The organism is Chromobacterium sphagni (genome assembly GCF_001855555.1).
GTDB classification, from domain to species: Bacteria; Pseudomonadota; Gammaproteobacteria; order Burkholderiales; family Chromobacteriaceae; genus Chromobacterium; species Chromobacterium sphagni.
Map to the genome: position 1 here is coordinate 504877 of NZ_MKCT01000001.1, position 26304 is coordinate 531180.

32 protein-coding genes are annotated in these 26304 nt (G+C 65.4%); 6 read left to right on the top strand and 26 right to left on the bottom strand.

Annotated elements, in window-relative coordinates; translation table 11 throughout:
* The first annotated feature begins 56 nt into the window (after positions 1 to 56).
* The 5 genes from BI344_RS02455 (at position 57) to BI344_RS02475 (ending at position 6041) form a co-directional block, all read left to right on the top strand.
* Complete coding sequence (locus tag BI344_RS02455) at positions 57 to 974, top strand: bestrophin family protein (protein ID WP_071111367.1); 918 nt, start codon at positions 57 to 59, stop codon at positions 972 to 974.
* Between the two features lie 82 nt (positions 975 to 1056).
* Complete coding sequence (locus tag BI344_RS02460; protein WP_071111368.1) at positions 1057 to 2799, top strand: ABC transporter transmembrane domain-containing protein; 1743 nt, start codon at positions 1057 to 1059, stop codon at positions 2797 to 2799.
* Positions 2800 to 2809: 10 nt separating this feature from the next.
* Positions 2810 to 4549, top strand: coding sequence for an ABC transporter ATP-binding protein (locus tag BI344_RS02465; protein ID WP_206600318.1), 1740 nt, complete (start codon positions 2810 to 2812; stop codon positions 4547 to 4549).
* 21 nt (positions 4550 to 4570) lie between these two features.
* Positions 4571 to 5251, top strand: a complete 681-nt coding sequence (locus BI344_RS02470) for a hypothetical protein (RefSeq protein WP_071111370.1) — start codon at positions 4571 to 4573, stop codon at positions 5249 to 5251.
* A gap of 1 nt (position 5252) precedes the next feature.
* On the top strand, positions 5253 to 6041 hold the full coding sequence (locus tag BI344_RS02475) for a TatD family hydrolase (RefSeq protein ID WP_071111371.1): 789 nt from the start codon (positions 5253 to 5255) through the stop codon (positions 6039 to 6041).
* 67 nt (positions 6042 to 6108) lie between these two features.
* On the opposite strand, the gene BI344_RS02480 is transcribed toward BI344_RS02475, so the two are convergent.
* The 21 genes from BI344_RS02480 to BI344_RS02580 form a co-directional block, all read right to left on the bottom strand.
* Entirely contained in the window at positions 6109 to 7740 is a 1632-nt protein-coding gene (locus BI344_RS02480; RefSeq protein ID WP_071111372.1) for a methyl-accepting chemotaxis protein, read from the bottom strand.
* Between the two features lie 200 nt (positions 7741 to 7940).
* On the bottom strand, positions 7941 to 8285 hold the full coding sequence (locus BI344_RS02485) for a DUF2069 domain-containing protein (RefSeq protein WP_071111373.1): 345 nt from the start codon (positions 8283 to 8285) through the stop codon (positions 7941 to 7943).
* On the bottom strand, positions 8282 to 9025 hold the full coding sequence (gene tatC / locus BI344_RS02490; protein WP_071111374.1) for a twin-arginine translocase subunit TatC: 744 nt from the start codon (positions 9023 to 9025) through the stop codon (positions 8282 to 8284). Before tatC ends, BI344_RS02485 begins: the two co-directional genes overlap by 4 nt.
* The gene (tatB, locus tag BI344_RS02495; protein WP_071111375.1) at positions 9018 to 9512 is read right to left on the bottom strand and encodes a Sec-independent protein translocase protein TatB; all 495 of its coding nucleotides are present in this window, start codon (positions 9510 to 9512) and stop codon (positions 9018 to 9020) included. The genes tatC and tatB overlap by 8 nt, the downstream gene beginning before the upstream one ends.
* Positions 9513 to 9527: 15 nt before the next feature.
* Positions 9528 to 9740 (bottom strand): Sec-independent protein translocase subunit TatA, encoded by a 213-nt coding sequence (gene tatA, locus BI344_RS02500; protein WP_071111376.1) that lies wholly within the window; start codon positions 9738 to 9740, stop codon positions 9528 to 9530.
* Between the two features lie 65 nt (positions 9741 to 9805).
* Entirely contained in the window at positions 9806 to 10129 is a 324-nt protein-coding gene (locus tag BI344_RS02505; RefSeq protein ID WP_071111377.1) for a histidine triad nucleotide-binding protein, read from the bottom strand.
* Positions 10130 to 10142: 13 nt separating this feature from the next.
* The gene (locus BI344_RS02510) at positions 10143 to 10469 is read right to left on the bottom strand and encodes a phosphoribosyl-ATP diphosphatase (protein WP_071111378.1); all 327 of its coding nucleotides are present in this window, start codon (positions 10467 to 10469) and stop codon (positions 10143 to 10145) included.
* A 122-nt stretch (positions 10470 to 10591) separates the two neighbouring features.
* Positions 10592 to 10975: a phosphoribosyl-AMP cyclohydrolase gene (gene hisI, locus BI344_RS02515; protein WP_071111379.1), complete on the bottom strand. Its 384-nt coding sequence runs from the start codon at positions 10973 to 10975 to the stop codon at positions 10592 to 10594.
* Positions 10972 to 11736 (bottom strand): imidazole glycerol phosphate synthase subunit HisF, encoded by a 765-nt coding sequence (gene hisF, locus BI344_RS02520; RefSeq protein ID WP_071111380.1) that lies wholly within the window; start codon positions 11734 to 11736, stop codon positions 10972 to 10974. The genes hisI and hisF overlap by 4 nt, the downstream gene beginning before the upstream one ends.
* Before the next feature lie 82 nt (positions 11737 to 11818).
* Positions 11819 to 12559 (bottom strand): 1-(5-phosphoribosyl)-5-[(5-phosphoribosylamino)methylideneamino]imidazole-4-carboxamide isomerase, encoded by a 741-nt coding sequence (gene hisA, locus BI344_RS02525; protein ID WP_071111381.1) that lies wholly within the window; start codon positions 12557 to 12559, stop codon positions 11819 to 11821.
* A 20-nt stretch (positions 12560 to 12579) separates the two neighbouring features.
* Complete coding sequence (gene hisH / locus BI344_RS02530) at positions 12580 to 13218, bottom strand: imidazole glycerol phosphate synthase subunit HisH (RefSeq protein WP_071111382.1); 639 nt, start codon at positions 13216 to 13218, stop codon at positions 12580 to 12582.
* On the bottom strand, positions 13215 to 13808 hold the full coding sequence (hisB, locus tag BI344_RS02535; RefSeq protein ID WP_071111383.1) for an imidazoleglycerol-phosphate dehydratase HisB: 594 nt from the start codon (positions 13806 to 13808) through the stop codon (positions 13215 to 13217). The genes hisH and hisB overlap by 4 nt, the downstream gene beginning before the upstream one ends.
* Before the next feature lie 3 nt (positions 13809 to 13811).
* Complete coding sequence (gene hisC / locus BI344_RS02540) at positions 13812 to 14888, bottom strand: histidinol-phosphate transaminase (RefSeq protein WP_071112035.1); 1077 nt, start codon at positions 14886 to 14888, stop codon at positions 13812 to 13814.
* 144 nt (positions 14889 to 15032) lie between these two features.
* Positions 15033 to 16325, bottom strand: a complete 1293-nt coding sequence (gene hisD / locus BI344_RS02545) for a histidinol dehydrogenase (RefSeq protein WP_071111384.1) — start codon at positions 16323 to 16325, stop codon at positions 15033 to 15035.
* 91 nt (positions 16326 to 16416) lie between these two features.
* A complete protein-coding gene (hisG, locus tag BI344_RS02550) occupies positions 16417 to 17058 on the bottom strand; it encodes an ATP phosphoribosyltransferase (RefSeq protein ID WP_071111385.1) in 642 nt (213 codons plus the stop codon).
* A gap of 40 nt (positions 17059 to 17098) precedes the next feature.
* Positions 17099 to 17863 (bottom strand): flagellar brake protein, encoded by a 765-nt coding sequence (locus BI344_RS02555; RefSeq protein ID WP_239690807.1) that lies wholly within the window; start codon positions 17861 to 17863, stop codon positions 17099 to 17101.
* 45 nt (positions 17864 to 17908) lie between these two features.
* On the bottom strand, positions 17909 to 18490 hold the full coding sequence (locus BI344_RS02560; RefSeq protein ID WP_071111387.1) for an SCO family protein: 582 nt from the start codon (positions 18488 to 18490) through the stop codon (positions 17909 to 17911).
* Positions 18490 to 19389: a heme o synthase gene (locus BI344_RS02565; protein ID WP_071111388.1), complete on the bottom strand. Its 900-nt coding sequence runs from the start codon at positions 19387 to 19389 to the stop codon at positions 18490 to 18492. The genes BI344_RS02560 and BI344_RS02565 overlap by 1 nt, the downstream gene beginning before the upstream one ends.
* Positions 19386 to 20399 carry a COX15/CtaA family protein gene (locus BI344_RS02570; protein ID WP_071111389.1) on the bottom strand — a complete coding sequence of 338 codons (1014 nt, stop codon included), beginning with the start codon at positions 20397 to 20399 and terminating at the stop codon, positions 19386 to 19388. The genes BI344_RS02565 and BI344_RS02570 overlap by 4 nt, the downstream gene beginning before the upstream one ends.
* A 48-nt stretch (positions 20400 to 20447) precedes the next feature.
* The gene (locus tag BI344_RS02575; protein ID WP_071111390.1) at positions 20448 to 20957 is read right to left on the bottom strand and encodes a hypothetical protein; all 510 of its coding nucleotides are present in this window, start codon (positions 20955 to 20957) and stop codon (positions 20448 to 20450) included.
* Positions 20944 to 21666 carry an SURF1 family protein gene (locus BI344_RS02580; protein WP_158021022.1) on the bottom strand — a complete coding sequence of 241 codons (723 nt, stop codon included), beginning with the start codon at positions 21664 to 21666 and terminating at the stop codon, positions 20944 to 20946. Before BI344_RS02580 ends, BI344_RS02575 begins: the two co-directional genes overlap by 14 nt.
* On the opposite strand from BI344_RS02580, the gene BI344_RS02585 reads away from it, so the two are divergent.
* Complete coding sequence (locus tag BI344_RS02585) at positions 21665 to 21862, top strand: DUF2909 family protein (protein ID WP_071111391.1); 198 nt, start codon at positions 21665 to 21667, stop codon at positions 21860 to 21862. The two genes, BI344_RS02580 and BI344_RS02585, sit on opposite strands and share 2 nt — an antisense overlap.
* A gap of 14 nt (positions 21863 to 21876) precedes the next feature.
* Here BI344_RS02585 and BI344_RS02590 read toward each other — a convergent pair whose 3' ends face one another.
* Genes BI344_RS02590 through coxB form a run of 5 tightly spaced genes read right to left on the bottom strand, consistent with a single transcriptional unit; the run spans position 21877 to position 26253 of the window.
* On the bottom strand, positions 21877 to 22749 hold the full coding sequence (locus tag BI344_RS02590) for a cytochrome c oxidase subunit 3 (protein WP_338152203.1): 873 nt from the start codon (positions 22747 to 22749) through the stop codon (positions 21877 to 21879).
* Positions 22750 to 22758: 9 nt separating this feature from the next.
* Complete coding sequence (locus tag BI344_RS22670; RefSeq protein WP_083338644.1) at positions 22759 to 22935, bottom strand: DUF2970 domain-containing protein; 177 nt, start codon at positions 22933 to 22935, stop codon at positions 22759 to 22761.
* Positions 22932 to 23480, bottom strand: coding sequence for a cytochrome c oxidase assembly protein (locus tag BI344_RS02595; protein WP_083338643.1), 549 nt, complete (start codon positions 23478 to 23480; stop codon positions 22932 to 22934). Before BI344_RS02595 ends, BI344_RS22670 begins: the two co-directional genes overlap by 4 nt.
* 10 nt (positions 23481 to 23490) lie before the next feature.
* Positions 23491 to 25128, bottom strand: a complete 1638-nt coding sequence (gene ctaD / locus BI344_RS02600) for a cytochrome c oxidase subunit I (RefSeq protein WP_071111393.1) — start codon at positions 25126 to 25128, stop codon at positions 23491 to 23493.
* Positions 25129 to 25137: 9 nt separating this feature from the next.
* Positions 25138 to 26253, bottom strand: coding sequence for a cytochrome c oxidase subunit II (coxB, locus tag BI344_RS02605; protein ID WP_071111394.1), 1116 nt, complete (start codon positions 26251 to 26253; stop codon positions 25138 to 25140).
* Positions 26254 to 26304 lie beyond the last annotated feature (51 nt).

Sequence of the window (26304 nt, forward strand, 5' to 3'; positions counted from 1 at the left end):
GTCAATACGCGGATATTTGTGTACCATTCAGCATCTCCGTCTGATGCCGCCGCGCCATGATAGTCCGCAACATCCCCTCGTGGTTCCGCCTGCTGTTCGTCTGGCACGGCTCGGTGCTGCCGCGCATCCTGCCGCGGCTGTTGCTGGTTTTCGCGCTGGCGGTCATCGCATCCGCCATCCGCCACTGGTGGCTGCACAGCCTGGCCGACTCGTCGCTGAGCATCCCCACCTTCACCCTGCTGGGCGTGTCGCTGGCCATCTTCCTGGGCTTTCGCAACTCGGTCAGCTACGACCGCTTCTGGGAGGCGCGCAAGCTGTGGGGCAGCCTGGTCATCACCAGCCGCTCGCTGGCGCGGCAAATGATCTCGCTGGCCGGCCGCGGCGCCGACAGCCGGCGGTTCGTCGATGGCTGCTGCGCCTTCGCCTACGCGCTCAAGGCGCAACTGCGGGGCGAGCCGGCCGATGCCCACCTGGCACGGCTGCTGCCCCCGGAAGTCAACCAGACCATCGCCGCCGGCCGCTTCCGCCCGGCGCTGATCCTGCTGTGGCTGGGCGAACAGGCGCAACGGATGCAGCGCGAGGGCAAGCTCAGCGAGTTGCAGTGGCACGCGCTGGACCGCAACCTGAACACGCTGTCGGAAATCCTCGGCGGCTGCGAACGCATCGCCGGCACCCCCATCCCCTTCACCTATCGGGTGCTGCTCAACCGCACCGTCACCCTGTACTGCCTGCTGCTGCCGGCCGGGCTGGTTAGCAGCATAGGCTGGCTGACGCCGCCGATCGCGGTGTTCATCGCCTACACCTATTTCGCGCTGGAGCAGATAGCCGAGGAGTTGGAAGAACCGTTCGGCACCGTGGGCAACGACCTGCCGCTCTCCACCCTGTGCCACGGCATCGAATCGTCGCTGCGCGAGATGCAGGGCCTGCCGCTGGAAGTGGCGCCGCCGCCGCGTCATGGAATCTACCTGCACTAGTCACAATCCCTGGCTGGCAATGACAATGGCCTTTGCTTAGAATGTGCACTCTAAAACCGCCAGCCCCAACCAAGACCCGCCCATGAATCTTTCCCGCCTGCTGTTTTCCTTCGTCCGGCGCCATATGCGCTCCTACCTGCTGGCCGCGCTGATGCTGGCCGCGGTGGCGGCGCTAACCGTGATGATCCCGCGCGAAGTGGGCCATATCGTCGACGCGCTGGTGGCCCGCAAGCTGGGCGGCGAAGCGCTGCTATGGGAACTGGCCAAGCTGCTGGGCATGGGCTTGGCCATCTATTTCCTGCGGGTGGGCTGGCGACTGCAGCTGTTTTCCACCTCCTACCAGCTGGGCGTGGAGCTGCGCACCCGGCTGTACCGCCAGCTATCGCGCCAGGGGCCGGGCTTTTTCCAGCAGCAGCGCACCGGCGACCTGATGGCGCGCGCCACCAACGACATCGATTCGGTGGAGATGGCCGCAGGCGAAGCGATGCTGGCCGGTTTCGACGGCATGCTCACTCTGGTGCTGGTGCTGGCGATGATGACGCTGGGCGTGGACTGGAAGCTGGCGCTGGCGGCGCTGCTGCCCTTCCCGCTGATGGCGCTGGGCTTCGCCCGCATCTCCGAACACATCCACCAGTCCTGGGGCCGGGCGCTCACCAGCTTCGGCCAGCTCAACGACCATGTGCAAGAAACCCTCACCGGCGTGCGCACCCTGCGCGCGCTGGGCCTGGAGGCGCGCAACGACGCCGAGCTGTCGCGGCTGGCGGCGGAGGCCTCCGACCACAGCTTCGAGGCGCAGCGCTGGGAAGCCGCCTTCGAGCCGGTGGTGGGCGCCACCCTGGTGAGCGCCACCGTGATCACGCTGGCCGTCGGCGGCTATCTGGTATGGCACGGCCAACTGAGCATAGGCGCGCTCACCAGCTTCAGCATGTATCTGGTGCAGCTGATCTGGCCGATGTTCGCCGCCGGCTGGGTATTGTCGCTGCTGCAGCGCGGCAGCGCCGCCTGGCAGCGGCTGCAACCGGTGCTGGACGCCGAACCCTCGGTACCCGACCTGGGCGAGGCTGCACAGCTGTCGCCGGGCCTGCTGGCCTTCGACCAGCTCACCTTCCATTACCCGGGCGATGCCCAGCCGGCGCTGCGCCAGTTGGACATCCGGCTGCCGGTGGGCCACACGCTGGGCGTGGTCGGCCCCACCGGCAGCGGCAAATCCACGCTGCTGAAATTGCTGATGCGGCAATACCCGCTGCAGCAGGGCGCCATCCGCTGGAACGGCGGCGACGTCGCCGACTACACGCTGGCCACGCTGCGCGGCTCCATCAGCTGGGTGCCGCAGGAAGCTTTCCTGTTTTCCGCCAGCGTGGCGGAAAACATCGCGTTGGCGCGGCCGGAAGCCGGCCAGGAAGACATCGAGCGCGTGGCGCGGCTGGCGGCGGTGCACGACGACATCCTGCGCCTGCCGCTGGGCTACGCCACGCCGGTAGGCGAGAAGGGCGTGGCGCTGTCCGGCGGCCAACGCCAACGCCTGGCCATCGCCCGCGCGCTGCTGGCCGACGCGCCGCTGCTGCTGCTGGACGATGCGCTGTCCGCGGTGGACACCCAGACCGAAAGCCAGATTCTGCAGCACCTGCGCGCCGCCCGGCAGGGCCGCAGCGTGATCATCGTCAGCCACCGCTTGTCGGCGGTGGCCGACGCCCACCATATCGTGGTGCTGCAAAACGGCCACATCAGCGAACAGGGCAGCCATGACGCCCTCCTGGCGCAAAACGGCTGGTACGCCAGCCAGTGGCGCTATCAACAACTGGAGGCCAGCCTGGATGAAATCTGACGCCAATCCCGTGAACCGTCGCGACGCGCTGCAACTGCTGCGCGAAGCCGCCCGCCCCGACCTGCGCCATCTGAAGCTGGGCGCCTTCTGGTTATTGATCGCCGCCTTGCTGGAGGCCGCCGGGCCGCTGCTGGGCAAGATATTCATCGACAGCTACCTGCTGCCGCGCCAGCTGGACTTGCCGGCGATGAGCGGCCTGCTGGCGACCGTGCTGCTGCTGGGCCTGGCCGCCGCAGCGCTGCGCTACCTGCAGCTGACGCGGCTGGCCGGCGTGGCGATGCGTTCGGTGCTGCGCCTGCGCGAGCAGGTGTACCGCCATGTGATCCGCCTGCCGATGCCCTTCTTCGACAAGGCCATCACCGGCCAGCTGGTCAGCCGCGTCACCAACGATACCGAGTCGGTCAAGGCGCTGTACGTGCAGGCGCTGTTCGTTATCCTCAACAGCAGCATCGTGGTGCTGGGCGCGCTGGCGGCGATGGCTTGGCTGGATTGGCGGCTGATGCTGGTTTCCTTGCTGCTGTTTCCAGCCACCTTCGGCATCGTCTGGCTGTACCAGCGGCTGAGCGCGCCGTCGGTGGCGCGCGCCCGCGCGTTGCGCAGCGACATCAACGCCCAGATGGCGGAATCCATCGCCGGCATCGGCGTGCTGCAGGCCAGCAACGCCGAAGGCCGCTTCGTCCAGCGCTTCGACGACGTCAACCAGCGCTACTACCGCGCCCGCCTGCGCGAACTCACCGCCAACGCCTGGCTGCTGCGCCCGGCGCTGGACCTGCTCAACGTGTTGCTGCTGACGGTGGTGATCTACAGCTTTGGCCTGCGCGAGCTGGGCGGCATGGAAATTGGCGTGCTGTACGCCTTTGTCGGCTACATCGGCCGGGTGGTGGAGCCGCTGATCCAGATCACACTGCAGTTCGGCCAGCTGCAGCAGGCGGTGGTGGCCGCCTCGCGAGTCAGCCAGCTGCTGCAGGAGCCGCTGGCCGCCATGCCGGAAGAAAAAGGCCGGATCGGCGCCGGCGCGGTGAGCTTCAGCCGACTGCGCTTCGGCTACCAGCCCGACCATCCGGTACTGCACGAGCTGTCGCTGGACATCCCGGCCGGCAGCTTCATCGGCATCGTCGGCCACACCGGCAGCGGCAAGTCGACGCTATTGTCGCTACTGCTGCGCTTCTACCAGCCGCAGCAGGGCGAAATCACCATAGATGGCCAACCGCTGGACGAGATAGGCGACGCCGCCTTCCGCGCCGGCATCGGCCTGGTGCCGCAAGACCCGTTCCTGCTGGCGTCCAGCGCCCGCGACAACATAGACATGGGCCGCGGCCTCAGCCAGCAGGAAATCGAAACCGCCGCCCGCGCCGCCGGCGTGCACGAGCTGATCCTGTCGCTGGAGAACGGCTACGACAGCAATATGGGCGAAAGCGGCGCGCGGCTGTCCAGCGGCCAGAAGCAGCTGATCGCCATCGCCCGCGCGCTGGCCGGCCAGCCGCGCATCCTGCTGCTAGACGAAGCCACCTCGCACATCGACAGCGCCACCGAGCAGCTGGTGCAGCAGGCGCTGAGCCGGCTGGCCGGCAAGATCACGCTGATCTCCATCGCCCACCGCCTGTCCACCATCCGCGACGCCGACCGCATCGTGGTGCTGAACCATGGCCGCATCGCCGAAACCGGCACGCACGAAGAGCTGATGCTGCAAGGCGGCATCTACCAGCGCCTCTACCTGCTGCAACAGATGCAGCCGGAAAGCGTAGACTAGGGCCCGTTAACGGGAGACTTGATGAGCCTGATGAAATTCCTGGCCGCAGCCTGCGCGCTGCTGGCCACCCTGCCCTGCCGCGCCGACGACGGCAAGGACCTCGACCTGTCGATCAGCACCGAGCTGATGACGCGGCAGACCAGCTACGGCAACTCGTCCCGGCTGCAGCCCAGCGTGGACATGCAATACCGCACCCGCTTCGGCGCGCTGTACATCCAGGACGGCGAAGGCGGCTGGGCGCTGCCGGCGCCGGCCGGCTGGGTGTCGCTGGGCGTGGCCAGCGAGCCGATCTGGAGCCTGGGCGGCGGCGTGTCGCAAAGCATGGGCGTGGCCCGCTACGGCTTCGACCTGCCCAAGGACGGCAGCCTGTCCTTCGGCTACGCCGACCGCATCGGCGACCAGCACCCCGGCCACCTGCTGGTGGCCAGCCTGGACGCGCCGCTCTTCGACTGGCGCGGCCAGAAGTTCAGCCTGCTGGGCTGGGCCAGCCTGGCCAACCAGACGCGCCGGCTGTCGCTGGGCCACAGCGACGACGGCGCCGGCTGGCAGCTGGAGCAGAGCAATCTGCTGCTGGTGATGTCGCATCCGCTGGGACAGCGCTGGACGCTGGATGTCGGCGCCGGCAGCCGCTGGGCGGCGGAAAACACCGGCAGCCACACCGCCGGCTGGCAAACGCTGCTGGGCTTTACCTGGAAACTGTGAGATGCGCTTCGACGCCCTGCCGCCGCCAGGCTGCCTGATAGACAGCCACTGCCATCTGGACGCGCCGGAACTGGCGCATGATCTGGACGGCGTGGTGGCGCGCGCGCGCGCCGCCGGCGTCGGCCAGCTGCTGGTGCCGGCGGTGGCGGCGGACAATTTCGCCGCGGTGCTGGCGATGCGCGAGCGCTACGGCTGCTGGATCGCCTTCGGCCTGCATCCCATTTACCTGGAGCGGCATCTGGACGACCACCTGGTGCAGCTGGATGCCGCGCTGGCCGCCCATGCGCCGGTCGCCGTCGGCGAAATCGGCCTGGACTTCTACCTGCCCCAGCTAGACCCGGCGCAGCAGGAGGCCCTGCTGGCGGAGCAGCTGAAACTGGCGCGCAAGCACGGCCTGCCGGTAGTGCTGCATGTGCGCCGCTCGGCCGACCGGGTGCTCAAGCATTTGCGCGAGCAGAAAGTGGAAGGCGGCATCGCCCACGCCTTCAACGGCAGCGAACAGCAGGCGCAGGCCTTCATCCGCCAGGGCTTCAGGCTGGGCTTCGGCGGCGCGATGACCTACAGCGGCTCGCGCCGCATCCGCGCGCTGGCGGCCGCGCTGCCACTGGCAAGCCTGGTGCTGGAAACCGACGCGCCGGACATCCGCCCGGAATACGCGCAGGACGTGCCCAACGAACCGGCGCAACTGGCCCGCTTCGTCGAGGTGTTGGCCGAATTGCGCGGCATCGAACAAGGCGAGCTGCGACGGGCGCTGCGCGCCAACACGCTGGCAGCGCTGGCGTTGCAATGACCGCCTGATCAATGAAAAGCCCCGGCATCCGGCCGGGGCGTTCGTTTTACGCGTCTTCCGTCTGTGTTCAGGTGCGGAAACGCTGCAGGCAGCCGTCCAACTCGTGCGACAGCGATTGCAGCTCGGACGCCAGCGTGCTGGCCTCGTTGGCCGCCTGGGTGGTCTGGCCGTTCATCTGCGCAATCTGCTCGACATTGCGGGCGACCAGCTGGCTGGCCAGGCTCTGCTCCTTGATGGCGCTGGAGATGTCGCTGATGCGCTCCACCGACTGTCCGGCCAGATCGCGGATCTGCTGCAACGCGTCGGCCACGCTGGAAGCGCTGACCACCCCGCTCTCGGTGCGGTTGTTGGCCTGCTGCATACTCTGGTAGGCGCGCTGGGTATCGGCCAGCACGCCGTCGATATGGCTGGAGATTTCAGTGGTGGCCTGGCTGGTGCGCTCGGCCAGCTTGCGCACCTCGTCCGCCACCACCGCGAAGCCGCGGCCCATTTCGCCGGCGCGCGCCGCCTCGATCGCCGCGTTCAGCGCCAGCAGATTGGTCTGGTCGGCGATGTCGTGGATCACCCGCACGATGTCGCCGATATCGGCGGAACGCTGGTTGAGGCCTTCCATCACGGCGGCGGTCTCGGTGATGCTGCTGGCGATCTGGCGGATTTCGCCGGCCGCCTTCTGCGCCAGCTCGTTGCCGGCCGTCGCCTGCTCCATGGTCAAGCGCGCCTGGCGCTCGACGTCCTGGGTGCTGTCGGCCACCAGATTGATGCTGACCGACATCTGCTCGATCGCCGCCGCGCCGCTGGAGGCCGCCTCCGATTGATGGGCCGACGCCGACGACACGTGCTCGCTGACATTGCTCAGCTGGTTGGCCGCCTTGGCCAGGCTGGTGGAGTGGCCTTGCGACTCCACCACCACCGCGCGCACCGTGTCCACCAGCTTGGTCAGCGATCCCGCGACATTGCCCAGCTCGTTCTGGCCGAAATCGGGCAGCTGCAGCTTGAGGTTGCGCTGGTCGGCCAGCTCGTGGCTGGCGTCGCGCATCTGCAGCAGCGGCTGGCGGATCGAGGCGATGATGAACCATGCCACCAGGATGCCGGCCAGCAGCGCGATGACGATTTCCGTCAGCAGCTGATTGCGCACCCCGGCGGCGGTGGCGTCGATCTGGTCGTCCAGTTGGCCCACCGCGTCGGCGGCCACCTTGCCCAGGCCCTCGCTGACGCCTTCCATCTGGTGGATATTGTCCTTGTACTGCTCCAGCATCTTGTTGGCGTCGGCGGTGGCGGTGACCCGCTTGCCCTCCACCATGCCGGACACCTTGCCGACGCCGTCGGCATAGCCGGCCAGCAGCGTGGACAGCTTGGCGAGCTGCTGAGAGGCATCGTCATTGAGCGGATGGCTGCCCGCCTGCTGGATCGCCTTTTGCGCGTCGGCTTGGGCGCCCTTCCATTTGCCCATGTAGTCGGCGCGCTTGGCGTCGTCGGCGATATTGATGAAGTAGTCTTTTTCGAAGCGCCGCAGATTGCCCATGGCGCGCTGCAACTGGACGATGTCGGTGTAGAACACCAGGTCGTGCGAGCTGACCTCCTCCACCCGTTTGGAAATCTTGCTCAGCCCGAGCTGAGTCAGCAAGCCGGTGCAAATCAGAGCCGCAAGCAACAAGCCGAAACCCAGGGTGATCCTGGCCGCGATAGACAAATTCCGCATGGTATTTCCCCATACCCGATGAGATTGAATCTGGCCGGGCTGAGCCCGATCCGTTTTAGTGCTGCGATTCTAGTTGACGACTGACATTACAAACCAGTTACAACATCCCCAACGGTTGAATTCACGTCAATGCAGTATCAAAAACCTCAAAAAAAAACCGGCGGCATGGGCCGCCGGTCGGATATCTCTGCGCGCTCAGGTCAAACGCGACGCTTGAAGCTCCTGGCAAATCCCAATACACAGATAAAGAATAGTGTACTAAGTAGAATTTCACCCAAGGCAATCTGCCGCGCCAAGCCGCTGTCAGCCCAGCCTCGCATCACGCCTTCGCTGAAAAAAGCCAGGATGAACATGCTGGACCACTGATAGGTATAGAGTCTGCCGACGAGGATGCCGCGCAAGGGCAGCAGCAGCAGCAAGGCCTTGAAGGCCAGAAAGGAGCCGCCCGGGCGCAAGGGCGCCAGCCACAGCTCCCAGGCCAGGGTCAGCAGGATCAGCGCGATCAGCGCCGCCGCCGCGCCGCGGCGGAAGGCGTCGCGGTTCACGGCGCCGACTCCGCTTGTTCGCGCGCGCGCGCCTTTCGCTCCATCAGCGTGGCCGCCAGCACGCCCACTTCGAACAGCAGCCACAAGGGCACCGCCAGCATGGTCTGCGACAGTACATCCGGTGGCGTGACGATGGCGGCGACGACGAAGGCGCCGACGATCATGTACGGCCGCGCCTCGCGCAGCTTGGCCACCGTCACCACGCCCATCCGCGTCAGCAGGATCACGATCACCGGCACCTCGAAGGTGGTGCCGAAGGCCAGGAACATGCCCAGCACGAAAGACAGGTATTTGTCGATGTCGGTCATCATGCTCACCCCGGCCGGCGTCACCGCCGACATGAAGTGGAACACCACCGGAAACACCAGGAAATAGGCGAAGGACATGCCCAGCAGGAACAGCAGCAGGCTGGCCACGACCAGCGGCGCCACCAGCTTCTTCTCATGGCTGTAGAGGCCCGGCGCGACAAAGGCCCACACCTGGTACAAGGTGTTGGGCAGCGACACCAGGAAAGCCACCAGCATGGTGACCTTCATCGGCACGAAAAAAGTGGAGGTGACTTCGGTGGCGATCATGCTGCCGCCTTGTGGCAGCGCGTCCAGCAGCGGCTTGGCCAGCAGGTGGTAGATGTCGGACGACCAGTGGAACAAGCCGAAGAAGACCAGGGCGATGCCCAATAGGGCGCGCACCAGCCTGGTGCGCAGCTCGATCAGATGCGCGAGCAGCGGTTGTTCATTCATTCGCGGAGGACGGGTGCGTGGGTGGGAGGGGAGCCGGCGCGGCATGCGGCGTGCCGTCGAACAGGTCCAGCTGGTTTTCGTCGCGCGGCGCGGCCGCCGCCGCCATCGCGGGCGCGGCGCTTTCCGGCTGCGGATGCAGGCTCTGGTGTATGGTGCGCCCGGCCTCGTCGAACGGCTCCGCCGCCTCCTCGGCCAGCGCGCGCGCCTCGGCAGCGTGGCTGTCCATCGCCTGGCGCACTTCCTGCACCTCCGCCTCCAACTGGCCGCGGAAAGTATGGGCGGCGTCCTGCAGGTCCTGGCGTATGCTGTCCAGCCCGCCAAGATTGGCCTGCTGGTGGATGTCCGCCTTCACCGTGGCGACGAAGCGCTGCGCGCGCGCCACCAGGGCGCCCACCGTACGCGCCACCGTCGGCAGGCGCTCCGGCCCGAGCACCACCAGCGCCACCACGCCTATCAGGATGAATTCGCCAAAGCTGATGTCAAGCACGCCGCGTCACCGTGGTTATTTCTTGTCGGCTTCGCCGTCTATGATGCGGCCGGTCTGCTCGGGAGGCTGCTGCTGGGCCGCGCCCTTGCCGCCTTCGTTCATGCCTTCCTTGAAGCCCTTGACCGCATTGCCCAGATCCTTGCCGATGTTGGGCAGCTTCTTGGTGCCGAACACCAGTACCACGATCAGCAGCACGATCAGCCAGTGCCAGATGCTGAGAGAACCCATTGTGACTCTTCCTTTTCAAGAAACAGGCGCCGGACTGCGGCCCGGCGCGAAGCCGCGCGTCGCGATCAGCCCTTGTGGCCGAATACGTGCACGTGCAGGTGGAACACTTCCTGGCCGCCGCCGCGGCCGGTATTGATGCCGGTCTTGAAGCCGGCCTCCAGGCCCTGCTCGCGCGCCAGCCTGGGCGCCAGCGTCAGGATCCGGCCCAGCAGCGCCTCGTGCTCCGGGCCGCAATGGGCAAGAGAATCGACATGCAGCTTGGGGATGATCATGAAATGCACCGGCGCGATCGGACGGATGTCGTGGAAAGCCAGCACGTCGTCGTCTTCGTACACCTTGTTGGCGGGAATCTGGCCCGCCACGATCTTGCAGAAAAGGCAATCGCTCATTTTTTTTCCGTAATCAGGCAGAAGGTTTGCGCGAGGCTTTCTCGTCCAGGCCGGAAATGCCTTCGCGGCGGTGCAGCTCCATTATCACGTCCTCGGGGCGCAGGCCATGATATGTCAACAGCACCATGGTGTGGAACCATAAATCGGCCACTTCGCGCACCAGGTGCAGCTTGTCCTTGTCCTTGGAGGCCATCAGCGTTTCCGCCGCCTCTTCCGCCACCTTCTTCAGGATGGCGTCTTCGCCCTTGCGGAACAGGGACGCCACGTAGGAGGACTCGGAACTGGCCTCGCGCCGGGCTTCCAGCGTGTCAGCGATGTTTTTCAGCACATCCGGCGTCATATTCATATCCTTTGCGCCCGTCATCCGGCGAGTATGCGGCCCTGGCATGGCATTTTGATAACATGCCGGCCCGGACTGGCATTGTACTCCTTCCGGCGCGGGCGACGTTGAGCGGCGGCAACTCAGGCCTGGTAGATCTGCTGCGGGTCTTTCAGCACCGCATCCACCGTCACCCAGCCGCCGTTGTCGAATTTGCGGTAAAAGCAGCTCTCCCGCCCCGTGTGACAGGCGATGCCGCCGATTTGTTCTATCTGCATCACGATGACGTCGCCGTCGCAATCCAGCCGCAGCTCCTTGACGGTTTGCAGGTGGCCGGACTCCTCGCCCTTTTTCCACAGTTTCTGCCGCGAGCGGCTGAAATAATGGGCAATCCCGGTATCGGCGGTCAGCTGCAGGCTTTCGCGGTTCATCCACGCCACCATCAGCACGCGGCCGCCGGCCGCATCCTGGGCGATGGCGGTGACCAGGCCCTTGTCGTCCCACTTCACTTCGTCCAGCCAGCTCATAGCCTCACCTCGATGCCGGCGGCGCGCATCGCCTGCTTGGCTTCGCCCACCGTGTATTCGCCAAAATGGAAGATGCTGGCGGCCAACACCGCGTCGGCATGGCCTTCCACCACGCCGTCCACCAGGTGCTGCAGATTGCCGACGCCGCCGGAGGCGATCACTGGAATGCCTACCGCGTCGGACACCGCGCGCGTCAGCGGCAGGTTGAAGCCGGCCTTGGTGCCGTCGCGGTCCATGCTGGTAAGCAGGATTTCGCCGGCGCCCAGCGCCTGCATCTTGCGCGCCCACGCCACCGGGTCCAGGCCGGTGCGGTTGCGGCCGCCGTGGGTGAACACTTCCCAGCGGTCGTTTTCCGGCGTCACCGCCTTGGCGTCCAGCGCCACCACGATGCACTGGTTGCCGAAATGGTCGGCAGCCTGCTGCACGAATTCCGGGTGGGTCACGGCGGCGGTGTTGATGCTGACCTTGTCGGCGCCGGCGTTGAGCAGGCGGCGGATGTCGGCCAGCGTGCGCACGCCGCCGCCTACCGTCAGCGGGATGAACACCTGGTCGGCCACCGCCTCGATAACGTCCAGGATGATGTCGCGCTGGTCAACGCTGGCGGTGATGTCGAGGAAAGTCAGTTCGTCGGCGCCCTGCTCGTTGTAGCGGCGGGCGATTTCGACCGGGTCGCCGGCATCGCGCAGGCCGACGAAATTGACGCCCTTGACCACGCGGCCGGCGGTCACGTCCAGGCAGGGGATGATGCGTTTGGCAAGCATGTGTGTGTCCAGAAACCGGCGGCGCACAGCCAAGCCTCGGGTGCGAACCCGGCAGCCGGCTGCGCGCCGCCTTCAGCCGTGGTTATTCGGCCAGCTCGTCCGCCAGCGTCTGGGCGGCGGCGAAATCGATGCTGCCTTCGTAGATCGCGCGGCCGGTGATGGCGCCCTCGATGCCCTCGTCCTCCACCGCGCACAGCGCGCGGATGTCGTCGAGGTTGGTCAGGCCGCCGGAGGCGATCACCGGAATGGTCAGCGCCTGCGCCAGCTTGACGGTGGCTTCGATATTGACGCCGTTCATCATGCCGTCGCGGCCGATGTCGGTGTAGATCACCGAGTTGACGCCGTAATCCTGGAAGCGCTTGGCCAGGTCGATGACGTTATGGTTGGTGATCTTGGCCCAGCCGTCGATCGCCACCATGCCGTCCTTGGCGTCCAGGCCGACTATCACCTGGCCGGGGAAGGCGTCGCAGGCGTCGTGCAGGAAGCCCGGGGTCTTGACGGCGGCGGTGCCGATGATCACATAGGACAGGCCCATGTCGAGGTAGGCCTCGATGGTGTCCAGGTCGCGGATGCCGCCGCCCAGCTGCACCGGCATGTCCTCGCCGACTTCGCCCAGAATGTCGCGGATCACCGACAGGTTCTTGGGCTTGCCGGCGAAGGCGCCGTTCAGGTCGACCAAATGCAGGCGCCGCGCGCCCTGGTCGCGCCAGTGGGCGGCAACCTTGACCGGGTCGTCGGAGAAGATGGTGGCGTCGTCCATCACGCCCTGTTTCAGGCGTACGCATTGACCGTCTTTCAGGTCTATCGCGGGTATCAGCAGCATGGTGCTAAATCAAACGTAAGTTAAAGACTGCCGTCCCAGGCGAGGAAATTCTTCATCATCTGAAGTCCGGCCCGGTGGCTCTTTTCGGTGTGAAACTGCGTGGCGAAAATATTGCCACGCCCGACGATACAGGAAAAACGCTCGGGGTAATCACTTTCCGCCAGGGTCAGCGACGCATCGCCGGGCGCAAAGTGGTAACTATGCACAAAATAGAAGCGCTCGCCGTCCTCGATGCCGGCGAACAGCGGATGGGCGCTGGTCTGGTAGACCTGGTTCCATCCCATGTGCGGCACCTTCAGGCGCTCGCCGCCGGCGACCAGATCGTCGGCGAAGCGCACAACCTTGCCCGGAAACAGGCCCAGGCCGGCGGTATCGCCTTCCTCGCTATGCTCGAACAATAGCTGCGCGCCGACGCAGATACCAAAAAAAGGCTTGCTCTGCGTGGTTTCACGCACCGCGTCGGCCAGGCCGTGGCGGTTTAGTTCGCGCATGCAGTCCGGCATCGCGCCCTGGCCGGGAAACACCACTTTATCAGCCTTGACGATGGCGTGCGGGTCGCTGCTAAGGAAAATGTCGGCGCCGTTTTCATTGACGGCTTGCAGGGACTTCAGCACCGAATGCAGATTGCCCATGCCGTAATCGATGACCGCGACTTTCATGCCGACAAGGTTCCCTTGGTCGACGGCGTGATACCCGCCATCCGCTCGTCGGCCTCGCAGGCCATCCGCAGCGCGCGGCCGAAGGCCTTGAAGATGGTCTCGGCCTGGTGGTGGCTGTTGTGGCCGCGCAGATTGTCGATATGCAGCGTGGTCATGCTGTGATTGACGAAGCCGTGGAAAAACTCCGAGAACAGGTCGACATCGAACTGGCCGATGCTGGCGCGGGTGTATTCGACGTTGTAAACCATGCCCGGGCGACCCGACAAGTCTATCACCACCCGGCTCAGCGCCTCGTCCAGCGGCACATAGGCGTGGCCGTAGCGGCGGATGCCCTTCTTGTCGCCTATCGCCTTGGCAAAGGCCTGGCCCAGGGTGATGCCGATGTCTTCCACCGTGTGGTGGGCGTCGATGTGCAGGTCGCCGACGGCCTTGACGTCGAGGTCGATCAGGCCGTGGCGGGCGATCTGGTCCATCATGTGGTCCAGGAAGGGCACGCCGGTTTCAAAGCGGCCGACGCCGGTGCCGTCCAGGTTGAGGCTGACGGTGATCTGGGTTTCCAGCGTATTGCGGGTGACGGTGGCGGTTCTCATGATTCAGGCGAAAAAACGTTGAATGGCGGACAGCAGCGCGGCATTGTCGTCCGGGCTGCCCACGGTCAGGCGCAAGCAGTTGGCCAGCAATGGATGGCTGCCGTGCAGCTGCTTGATCAGGATGCCGCGCTGCTTGATGTGCTGATACAACGCCGGCGCGTCCGGTACCCTGATGGTGATGAAATTGGCTTGTGACGGGAAGGCGCGCACCAAAGGCAGGCACGACAGCTCGGCGAACAAACGGCCGCGTTCCGCGCGCAATTCCGCCGCCTGGCGATTGAATACGTCCAGATGACGCAAGGCAAAGCCGGCGGCGGCCAGCGTCAGCACATTGACGTTGTACGGTGGGCGCACCTTGTTGAGCTCATTGATCCAGGCCGGGCTGGCGGCGGCGTAGCCCAGGCGGATGCCGGCCAGGCCCAGCTTGGACAGCGTGCGCATCACCAGAAGATTATCCAGCTCGCCGGCCAAATCCATCAAGCTGTCGTCGGCGAAGCTCTGGTAGGCCTCGTCCACCACCACCAGCCCCGGCGCGGCGCGGCATACCGCCAGCACCTCTTCGCGCGCGTAACGCGGCCCGGTGGGATTGTTGGGATAGGAGACGAACACCACGGCCGGCTGCTCGCGCGCTATCGCCGCCAGCAACAGGGGCAGATCCAGCGTGAAATCTTCCCTCAAGGGCACGCCGACGTACTGCAGGCCGGAGAGCAGCGCGTTCATCTTGTACATCACGAACGACGGCTCCAGCGCCAATAACTTGGCGCCCGGGCGCGCCAGCGCCTGGGTGATCAGCGTGATCAGCTCGTCCGAGCCGTTGCCCAAGAGGATGTCGGCCGCGGCCGGAATGGCGAATGCCTGGCGCAGTTGCTCCTTCAGCCCGCCGCCATTGGGGTCGGGATAGCGGTTGAGCGCCACCTGGGCCAGTTCCACCGCCAGCTCGTGCTGCAGCTCCAGCGGCAGCGGCCACGGGTTTTCCATCGCGTCCAGCTTGATGTAGCCGCTGGCGTCGGCCACCGGGTAGGCGCCGATGGCGGTGATTTCCTCGCGCACGAGTTGTCGGGCTGAAAGTTTCGTCGTCATGATCTGGCCTTGCGGCGGTGTGGCGATGCGGTACGCCCGCGTTGCGGGCAGCGGCTTCATCGTACCGCGTTCAACTGCGGCGGGCTACCGGCCCGTCGCTCTAGCCGTCCGCGCCGTGTCCGGCGCGGACGAAACCGTTGCGCTTCAATCGTCCAGCCGCAGTTCGGCGGCGCGGGCGTGGGCGGTCAGGCCCTCGCCGTGCGCCAAGATGCTGGCGATGCGGCCCAGCTTCTGCGCGCCGGCCTGCGACACGCGGATCAGGCTGCTGCGCTTCTGGAAGTCGTACACGCCCAGCGGGCTGGCGAAGCGCGCGGTGCGGCTGGTGGGCAGCACGTGGTTGGGCCCGGCGCAATAGTCGCCCAGGCTCTCCGAGGTGAAGCGGCCCATGAAGATGGCGCCGGCGTGGCGCAATTGCCCCAGCAGCGCGTCCGGATCCGCCACCGACAGCTCCAGGTGTTCCGGCGCGATGTAATTGGAGATTTCGCAGGCCTCGGCCAGGTCCTTCACCGCGATCAGCGCGCCGCGGTTGCCGAGGCTGGCTTCGATGATGGCGCGGCGCGGCATCTGCGGCAGCAGGCGGGCTATGCTCTCTTCCACCCTGGCGATGTAGTCGGCCGACGGGCACAGCAGGATGGCCTGGGCGATCTCGTCGTGCTCGGCCTGGCTGAACAGGTCCATCGCCACCCAGTCCGGCGGCGTGTCGCCGTCGCAGATCACCAGGATTTCCGACGGGCCGGCCACCATGTCGATGCCCACCACGCCGAACACGCGACGCTTGGCGGCGGCGACGTAGGCGTTGCCCGGGCCGGTGATCTTGTCCACCTGCGGAATGGTTTCGGTGCCATAGGCCAGCGCGGCCACCGCCTGGGCGCCGCCGCAGGTGAACACCTTGTCCACTCCGGCGATATAAGCCGCGGCCAGCACCAGATCGTTGCGCTCACCGCCCGGAGTCGGCACCACCATGATGATTTCAGCGACGCCGGCCACCTTGGCCGGCAGCGCGTTCATCAGCACCGAGCTGGGATAGGCCGCCTTGCCGCCCGGCACGTAGATGCCGACGCGGTCCAGCGGCGTCACCTGCTGGCCCAATAGCGTGCCGTCCTCGTCCTCATAGCTCCAGGAGTGCGCCAGCTGCTTTTCATGGTAGCGGCGCACCCGCTCGGCGGCGGCGGTCAGCGCGTTGCGCACCGCGTCCGGCAGCCGCTTGAACGCGGCTTCCAATTCGGCGCGGCTGAGCGTCAGGTCGGCCATGCCGGCAGCCTGCATGCGGTCGAAACGGTTGGTGTACTCGACCAGCGCCGCGTCGCCGCGCCGCTGCACATCGGCGCAGATCGCCGCCACCGCGGCGTCCACCGCCGGATCCTGTGCGGTTTCGAACGCCAGCAACGCCTTGAGGCGCTCGGCGAAATCGGGCTGGGAGGAAGACAGTTTCAACATGATGATTCTCTGATGCTTGGAGCCTGAACAAGGGCCAACGCCGGCCGCGTGGTTTCGGTTGACCGGTGTCGCCTGCGATTCAGGCGGATGATCAGGCCGGCACAGCGCCGGCGAAGGCGTCCAGCACCGGCTGGATCGCGTCGTATTTCAGCTTCAACGCCGCCTGGTTCACCACCAGCCGCGAGCTGATGTCGATGATGTGCTCCACCGCGGCCAGCTTGTTGGCGCGCAAGGTGCCGCCGGTGGACACCAGGTCGACGATGGCGTCGGCCAGGCCGACCAGCGGCGCCAGCTCCATCGAGCCGTACAGCTTGATGATGTCGACGTGCACGCCCTTCTTGGCGAAGTGCTCGCGCGCGATCTGCGGATACTTGGTGGCGATCTTCAGCCGCGCGCCGTGGCGCACCGCCGCGTCGTAGTCGAAGCCTTCCTGCACCGCCACCATCATCTTGCACTTGGCGATGTTGAGGTCCAGCGGCTGATACAGACCGGCGCCGCCGTGCTCGATCAGCACGTCGCGGCCGGCGATCCCCAGATCGGCCGCGCCGTATTGCACATAGGTGGGCACGTCGGACGCGCGCACGATCACCAGCTGCACCTCGGGATGATTGGTGCCGATGATCAGCTTGCGCGAGGATTCCGGATTTTCCGCCGGCACGATGCCGGCAGCCGCCAGCAAGGGCAGCGTTTCTTCAAAGATGCGGCCCTTGGACAGGGCAATGGTCAGCTTCATGATGTTTCTACTACGAAAAAGTTATGGTGGGTCTTGCGGGTCAGCCGACCAGAGCGCGGCGCTCGCGCTCCAGGAAGCCGACATAACGCTGGATCAGCGTTTCCATCGCCGGGGTGAGGTTGAGATAGGAGCAGCCTATTCGCATCGCCTCGTTGCCGTTGCGCATGTGCGCGGTCAGACGGTGGCGCACCTCTATGCCCAGCTTGAGCATGCCGAACGGTTTCAGGTCTATCGTGCACTGGCGGTACTGCTGGCCGATGTCGAAGCCGGGGGAGTCCACCGCCGGCAGCCACAGGCTCATGCCGCCCAGGCTGATGTCGAACAACGCCAGATCTATCTCGCGCTGGTTGAAATCGGCGACATGGCAGAAGATCGGCGTGCCAAGCGGCGTCTGGATGCGGAAGAACTCGCGCCGCTGCAGCTTGATCACCTGCTCCGGCAGTTCGCAGAGGAAGGCTGGGCGGCCCTCCAGCATCACCTTGCTCACCTGTCCGGTAACGAACTGGGTCTTCACCCCTTCCGGCGAACAGACGAACACATTGCGCTCGCTGTTCAGCACCTGGGCATTGGTTTCCTCCTCCGCGCCCCAGTCGAACGTGAACTGCCCGGCCTGATAGTCGACACTGAGCAGGCGCGTCAGGATGAAGTTTTTCCCCTTGTTGGCAAAAACCGTCACCATATGGCCATGCTTGGCGATATTCGCCAGGTGCTGGGCGATTTCCGCCGGCGCGGCCAGGGTGAACCTGGCCAGATCCAGCGGTTGATGCGGGTTTGTCGGACTGCCAGGGGAGATTTCGTTGCTCACGATGTTCCGACCTTCATGTCTGCGAATGAGAGTGATACGCCAAGTTTAGCGTATCAACTGCTTGATATCATAAGCAAGGTTGGCCGCCGGTGTGCCATAAGACTGGAACACCCTGAGCTTGCCATCCCGGTCCAGCAGATAAGACCCTGCGCTATGGTCCACGCTGTAGCCTCCGCCGGGCGTCGGCACCTTCTGCGCCACCACCTTGTATTGTTTCTTCACTTTTTCGATCTGTTCGACCGTGCCGGTCAGGCCGATGAAACGCTTGTCGAAATGCGGCACATAGCCGGCCAGCACTCTGGGCGTATCGCGCTCGGGATCGACGCTGACGAACAACACCTGCACCTTGTCCGCATCCGCGCCCAGTTGCTTCATCACCGCTGCGTACTCCAGCATGGTGGTCGGGCATACGTCGGGACAATTGGTATAGCCGAAAAACAGCGCCACCACCTTGCCGCGGAAGGACTCCAGGCTGCGCGGCTGGCCGTTGAAGTCGGTCAGCGTGAAATTGCCGCCCATGGAATCGTCGTCGAGCGCCGTGCCCTTGAAGTTGACGGTAGGCGGCGCACAGGCCGACAGCGCGAAAGCCATCAGCAGGCCAAACAGCATCTGCAGGATTTTGGACATCAGGTGAGGGGTATCAGACAGTAGTGATCAATCAGTAAGGCCGCAAACAGGCAGGTCAGATACCAGATCGACCAGCCAAACGTGCGGCGCGCCAGAGCGTCAGCATACTGGCGATGCAGGCTGACAGCAAGGAACAGCATCCTGCCGTCCAGCAGCAATACCACCGCCATGTAAATCCAGCCCGCCTCACCCAAAGCCACTGGCAGCAGCGTGATCGCCGTCAGCAGCAGGGTGTACAGCACGATGGACAGCGTGGTGAAGCGCTGGCCATGGGTGACCGGCAGCATCGGCAGTCCGGCGCGGGCGTAGTCGTCGCGGCGGTAAAGCGCCAGCGCCCAGAAGTGCGGCGGCGTCCAGGCGTAGATGATCAGGAACAACACCAGCGCGAAGGCGCTGATCTCGCCGCTGACCGCCGCCCAGCCCAGCACCGGCGGCATGGCGCCGCTGGCGCCGCCGATCACGATGTTCTGCGGGGTATTGGGCTTGAGCAGCAAGGTGTAGACGATGGCGTAGCCGACGAAAGTGGCCAGCGTCAGCCAGGCCGTCAACGCGTTGCAGCCGACGAACAGCAGAAACAGGCCCATGCCGCCCAAGGCCAGCGCCACCAGCAGCGTCTCCAGGCCGCCCACTTCGCCGGTGGCGGTGGCGCGCCGCGCGGTGCGGCGCATGCGGGCATCGATGCCGCGCTCCACCAGGCAATTGATCATCGCCGCGGCCCCCGCCACCAACCCGATGCCCAGCGTGGCCGGCACCACCACGGCGGCATCCGGCTGCCCGGGACTGGCCAAAAACATGCCGATCACCGCGCAGAACACGATCAACGCCACCACCCGCGGCTTGGACAACTGCCACAAGGCCTGCGCATGCTGCCGCCACTGCGGCAAACTCAGTTCGCTCATCGGCCCTCTCCCGGTCTGATCATTCCCGCGACGGCGGCAGACGCGCGCCGCGCGACCGGCGCCCAGGTCCGCAAGCGCGACAGCAACAACAGCGCGGCCATCACCAACAGCGCCGCGCCGGCATTGTGCGCCACCGCCAGCGGCAAAGGCAGCTGCCACAGCACATTGGCGATGCCCAGCCCCAGTTGCAGTAACCAGGCTGCGCCCAGACACGCCAGGTGCCGCCTCAGTGCCGGCAATCGCCAGCCCTGCGCCAGCACCGACAGCAGCAGCAAGGATACCGCCAGCGCGCCCAAGCGGTGCAGCCAATGTATGGTCACCAGGCTGGCGAAATCCAGCAGGCTGCCGTCCGGCGCCTCGCCAAGCTCGCGCAGCAGATGGAAAGCGTGATCGAAACGCAGGGCCGGCCAGGCGTCGCCATTGCAGCCGGGAAAGCCCTGGCAGGCCAGCGCCGCGTAATTGCTGGACACCCAGCCGCCCAGCGCCAGTTGCAGCACCAGTGCCGACACCAGCAGGCCGGACAGCCGGTGCAGCAGCGGCGGCGCGGAAACCGCGGCCAGTCCGGGAGCCAGCGCCATCCAGGCCAGAATTTGCAATACGCACATGCCGCCCAGCAGATGGGATGTCACGATCGCCGGTTTCAACAATAGGGTGACGGTCAGCATGCCCAGCAGGCCTTGCATCAGCAGCGCCAGCAGCAGCAGGCTGGCCGGCAGGCGCTGCCGCCGCTCCCGCCATGCCCGCCAGGCGATCAGGGCGATCAGCAGCCCCAGGCTGCCTGCCAGATAACGGTGCAACATCTCGCGCCAGGCCTTGCCGGGGCTGACCGGGCCGTCCGGCGCCAATGCCTGGGCCTGCTGGATCGGGCCGGCCGCATGCGACGGCGACAACTGGCCATAGCAGCCGGGCCAATCGGGACAGCCGAGGCCGGCATGGGACAATCGGACATAGGCGCCCAACGGCACCACGATAGCGGCCAGCAGCAAGGCCAGCCAAACCAGCTTCCGCATGACAAGCGCCCCCACATAGCACAACGCGTCCGCCGGTCAGCCGCCGGCTCAGCCCAAACCGTTGTTCACCTTCAACACCTTCGCCACTTCGTCGATGATGCGCCGCGGATCGGCGCCGTCCTGGTAGAACATCACCTGATTGCCCAAGGGGTCCACCAGATAGAAGCCCTGGTTGCCCGCCGGCAGCGCATGGTCGGCGACATGGGGCAGCTGATGCGGCACATCCACCGCCGCCGGCCGCGCCGACACCAGCAGCGCCACCCGGGTCAGCCGAACCGCCGCCTCGCCCTGGGCCCGCTCGATCTGCCGCATCGCATACCAGCGCTGCTGGCAGCGGTTGTGACAATCCGCCCCCAGCACCGAAGCCAGCACCCACTTGCCACGCGGCCACTCCGGCCGGCCGGCCGCGGCAAAGGGGTGGGTCGGCAAGAGCTGGCCGTAGCTGCGCCCGCCTCCCGGCGGCAGCAGCGCATAGGCCAGCCACGCCGCCAGCACCGGCGCCAGGCACAGCAGGCCCATCGCGATCAACACCTTTTGCCCGCGCCTAATGGATTTCATGTCTGCGCCTCCACATCAGCCAGCTCAGGGCGGTCAGGCAAAAGCCCAGCAGCAGCCACTGGATGGCATAGGCATAGTGCCGGTCCGGCATGAATTCCGGGACCACAGGCCAGTGCAGCAGCGGATCGGGCGAGTTTTCCAGCACCACCACGCCCTGGAACCAGCGCCCGGGATAACGGCGGCGCAGCGCGGCCTCGTCCACTTCGTCCACCGGCCCCGCCACGCCCTTGACCGCGCCGGACAGGACAAAGTGATGGGGGGTCGGCATCCGGTAGCCTTGCGGCTGGATCTGCTCGGGCTTGAAGTCCGGCACCCTGGCGCCATCCACCAGCCAGCCCAGATCCAGCAGGATCAGAGACCGGTCCGGCCCCTGGCGCCAGGGCTGCAGGATGCGGCGGCCGCTCTGGCCGCCCAGATAGCTGTTGCGCAACTCCAGCAGCGGCCCGGCCGGCTCGCCCTGGATCAGCCTCACCCGGGTGAACTCCGGCGGCGGCTCCACCTCGCGGTACACCAGACCCACCGGCGCCGTGCTCATCGCGCTGGTCAGCGAGCGCAGCAGCAGCTCCTTGTCTTGACCCCGTTGCCACTGCCATACTGCCAAGGCATAAGGCAACAGCGTGATCAGCAGCAGAAACAGCCATAGCAGCCGCTGCCACCCTGGTCTGGCCTGCTTTTTTTCCGAATCGGAATGTGTGGAGGATACGGTCATGAAACTCGTCATCCTGTTCTTGCTGGCCTGTATCGTCCTGGCGCTGTTCTGGGGGTTGACCGGACTGCTCAAGGCGGAGCATGGTTCTCAACGTCTGGTCAGGTCGCTGACCCTGCGGGTCGGCCTCTCTATCGGCCTGTTTCTGCTACTGCTGCTGGGCGCGCTGTTCGGTTGGTGGCGCCCGCACCAGGTTTGAAGGCTCCATGCGGTTCATAGCCAGTAGACGAAAATGAACAACAGCAGCCATACCACATCGACGAAATGCCAGTACCAGCTTGCCGCCTCGAAAGCGAAATGCTGGCTGGCGTCGAAATGCCCATTCAAGCTGCGCAGCCACACCACCAGCAGGATGATTGAGCCCAGCAGGACATGCAGGCCATGGAAGCCGGTCAGCATGTAGAAGGTCATGCCGTAGGCTCCCGAGCCCAAAGTCAGGTGCAGCACCGAGAAGGCGTGGCCGTATTCGTGCATCTGCAAGGTCAGGAAAGTGAATCCCAGCAGAACCGTCAACAGCAAACCCAGCTTCAGTTGTCCGCGCTTGCCCTGCAGCAAGCCCCAATGCGCCCAGGTGACGGTGGCGCCGGAGCTGAGCAGGATCAGCGTGTTGAGCGCCGGTAGCCCCCAGGCCTCCATCGCCTGGTAGGCTTGGCTGATGCCGGGGCCGGTCGACAACGGCCAGGATGCCTCGAAATCCGGGTAGAGCATCTTGTAGTCCAGCGAGCCCAACAACGGCACCGACACCGTGCGCACCCAGAACAGCACGCCGAAGAAGGCGCCGAAGAACATCACTTCGGAAAAGATGAACCAGCCCATCCCCCAGCGGAAGGACATGTCCTCGCGCCCCAGATACACCCCGAGCCGGCTTTCGCGGATCACGTCTCCGAACCAGCCCACCAGCATGAACACCAGGATCAGGAAGCCCAGCCCCAGCGACAGCTTGCCCAGCAGCATGCCGTTGACCGCGAACGCCGCCCCCAGACCGATGCAGAACAGCGCCACCGCGCCCACCGCGGGCCAGCGCGACGGCGGCGGCACAAAGTACCGGTCCTGATCGGCGACAGACTCCATTTGCTCAGTTGCCATGCCTCTCTCCTAGCTGGTCACCCAGGTCACCACCAACAACAGCAGCGCGATCAAACCCGCCATCAGCAGAAAGGCGGTTGCGATCAACTGCCACGGCTTCAATATCTGATCCACTCGGGCCGCGGAACCCTTGCGCACCCCGATGAAGGCCCCCAGCACCGCCCTGACCCCCTGTCCCCAGCTCATGACGCCCCTCCTCCCTGGCCGGGCACGTCGAACACCGTATAAGCCAGCGTGATGCTGGTGATCGAGGCCGGCAGCGCCTTGTCTATCACGAATACCACCGGGAAGGTGCGGGTCTGACCGGGCAGGAAGCGCTGCTGGGTGAAGCAGAAGCATTCCAGCTTCTTCACGTACTGGGCCGCCTCGCCGGGCAGATAGCGCGGCAGCGCCTGCCCCACCACCGCGCGCGAACTGGCATTTGTGATCTGGTATTGCACTTGGACGAAGGTGCCGGGCCTGACCTTAAGGTGGGTGGTCAGCGGCTTCACCTGCCATGGCAGCCCAGCCTGCACGGTGGAGTCGAAAGTCATGCTTACTTCGCCGCCGCCGGCCACCAGATCATCCTTGGCCAGTTCATCCGCCTTCACCACGTCGTTCAGGCCGGTCTGTTCGCAAACGATCCGGTACAAGGGGATCATGCCCCAGGCGACGCCGAACATCAGCGCGGCAATCACCATCAGCCGCCCCATCAGGCGTAGATTGCGTTGCTGCATCCTGGCCATGTCCATCGCGCAATCCTCAATGTGGGTGCGAGCCGCCGTCCTGCCGGCAGGACAGGATCACACCGTTCTCTCCCACCTCCAGCTTCGGCGCCTGCTCGAAGCTGTGGTAGGGCGCCGGGGTCGGCAGCTCCCACTCCAGCGTGTTCGCCCCCTCCCATGGCCGTTGCGGAGCGATGGCCCCATGCCGCAGCGAATGCAGGATGTTGTAGAGGAAAATCAGCTGCCCCAAGCCGAACATGAAGGCGCCGACGCTGGCTATCTGGTTGAACTCGGTGAACTGCAGCGCGTAGTCGGGGATCCGGCGCGGCATGCCGGCCAGTCCCAGGAAGTGCATCGGGAAGAAGGTGACGTTGAACCAGATCATCGACCACCAGAAATGGAATTTCCCCAGCTTCTCGTTGTACATCCGTCCGCTCATCTTGGGAAACCAGTAGTAGATGGCGGAGAACAGGCTGAACAAGGCCCCGGCCACCAGCACGTAATGGAAATGCGCCACCACGTAGTAGCTGGCGTGCAGCTGGATGTCCACCGCCGCCACGCTCAGGGTGATGCCGGACAGGCCGCCGATGGTGAACAGCAGGATGAAGCCGATGGAGAACAGCATCGGCGTCTCGAAGGTCATGCTGCCTTCCCACATGGTGGCGATCCAGTTGAATACTTTTACCCCGGTGGGCACCGCGATCAGCATCGTCGCGTACATGAAGAACAGCTGGGCGGTGGCCGGCATGCCGGTGGCGAACATGTGGTGCGCCCACACCATGAAGGACAGCACGCCGATGGAACTGGTGGCGTAGACCATCGAGGTGTAGCCAAACAGCGGTTTCCTGGCGAAGGTGGGAATCACCTGGCTGACGATGCCGAAAGCCGGCAACGCCATGATGTAGACTTCGGGGTGGCCGAAGAACCAGAACACGTGCTGGTACAGGATGGGATCGCCGCCGCCGGCGGCATTGAAGAAGTGGCTGCCGAAATGGCGGTCGGCCAGCACCATGGTCACCGCGCCGGCCAGCACCGGCATCACCGCGATGATCAGGTAGGCGGTGATCAGCGACGCCCAGGCGAACATCGGCATCTTCATCATCGTCATCCCCGGCGCCCGCAGATTGAGAATGGTGACGATGATGTTGATCGAGCCCATGATGGAGCTGATCCCCAGGATGTGGATGGCGAAGATGGTCATGTCCATGCCCACCCCCATCTGGGTGGACAGCGGAGCGTACAGCGTCCAGCCGGCGGCCGCCGCGCCGCCCGGCACCGCGAACGACAGCAGCAGCAGCAAGGCCGCCGGCGGCAGCAGCCAGAAGCTCCAGTTGTTCATCCGCGCGAATGCCATGTCTGGCGCGCCTATCATCAACGGCAGCATCCAGTTGGCCATGCCGGTGAAGGCCGGCATGATGGCGCCGAACACCATGATCAGGCCATGCAGCGTGGTCAACTGGTTGAACAGCTCCGGCTGGAAGAAGCGCAGGCCGGGGCTGAACAGCTCGGCGCGAATGCACAAGGCCAGCACGCCGCCGGACAGGAACATGGTGAAGGAGAACCATAGGTACATCGTGCCGATGTCCTTGTGGTTGGTGGCCATCAGCCAGCGCATGATGCCGTGTGGCTTGCCGTGGTGGGCGCCGCCGGCGTGGGTGGTTTCTGCAATTGCCATGACGTCTCCTTATGCCGCCTTGCCGCGCGCAGCCTTGATTTCCTTGGGCTGCACCGCCTGGCCGGTATGGTTGCCCCAGCTGTTGCGCTCGTAGGTGACCACCGCCGCGATGTCGGTATCGGACAACTGTTTGCCCCAGGCCGCCATCGCCGGATTCTTCTTGCCGCCGAATAGCACGATCTCGATATGCGCCGCCTTGTCGCCGGTGGCGATAGGCGAGCCGTCCAGCGCCGGGAAGGTGCCGGGTATGCCCTTGCCGTTGGCCTGGTGGCAGGGTATGCAGTTCTGGGTGTAGATCTTTTCGCCGCGGGCCTTCAGGTCGGCCAGCTGCCACACCTTGTTGGGATCGTCGGCGCTGGCGGCCATTTGCTTGATCTTGGCGTCGCGCCACTTGGCGTAGTCGTCCGGCGACTTGGCCACCACCACGATGGGCATGAAGCCGTGGTCTTTGCCGCACAGCTCGGAGCACTGGCCGCGGTAGGTGCCCGGTTGCTCGATCAGCATCCAGCTGTCGCGCAGGAAACCGGGAACGGCGTCCTGCTTGACGCCCAGCTGCGGCACCCACCAGGAGTGGATGACGTCGTTGGCGGTCAGCAGCAGGCGGATCTTGCGGTTGGTGGGCACCACCAGCGGCTCGTCCACCTCCAGCAGATAATTCGCCGGCTTGGCGATCTTGCCCTCGATCGCCTCCCGCGGCGTGGACAAGTGGCTGACGAAGCCGAAATTGTCGTCCAGATAGTCGTAGCGCCACTTCCACTGGTAGCCGGTGACCTTGATGGTCATGTCCTCGCTGCGGGTGCCCTTCTGCGCCAGCACCGCGCGGGTGGCGGGCAGGGCGATCAGGATCAGGATCAGCAGCGGCACCACGGTCCAGATGATCTCCACCGTGGTGTTTTCATGAAACTGCTTGGCCTCGTGGCCGGCCGACTTGCGGTGGCGGACGATGGCGTACAGCATCACCAGGAACACCACGACGAAGATGACGCCGGTGATGATCAACAGCAGGGTGTGGAGATGATATTCGGTGCGCGCCAGCGGGGTAACCGGCGTCTGCAGGTTGAACTCCGCCGCCGACGCGCTTCCCACCGCCAGCAGCAAACAGCACAGAATGCGCAAACAAGCCATGTCGCCCCCTAGTGGTCAAATGACCGACACAATGAAATGCATGCACAGCCG